General features: G+C 67.7%; 1 protein-coding gene. It reads right to left on the bottom strand.

Features of this window, described 5'->3' with window-relative positions:
- Positions 1-282: hypothetical protein (locus tag UK23_RS53410; RefSeq protein WP_196778174.1), on the bottom strand; the 282-nt coding region annotated here is incomplete at both ends.

Here is a 282-nt window from a genome sequence, read left to right on the forward strand (position 1 = left end):
AGGAAGCCGCGGGCGGTGCCCGGCGAGCGGCTGGTGAGATCGAGGCGGATGCGACCGGTGCTCACAGGTGTGAACGTGACCCTGGTCGGTTTGCCGGACTCCGTCGCCCACTGGATCCGCGCGTTGCTGACCGGTGCGAACGCAGTTCCGTTCCAGTAGGACACCGAGATCGCCGCGGGCAGGGCGTGCAACGAGTCGATGACGAACGAGGCCTGCATCGAGCTGATCGGCGCACCCTCCAGACCGGAGAACGACACCCACTCCGACGCGTGTGCCCTGCTC

This window comes from Lentzea aerocolonigenes (assembly GCF_000955955.1).
Classification (GTDB): domain Bacteria; phylum Actinomycetota; class Actinomycetes; order Mycobacteriales; family Pseudonocardiaceae; genus Lentzea; species Lentzea aerocolonigenes_A.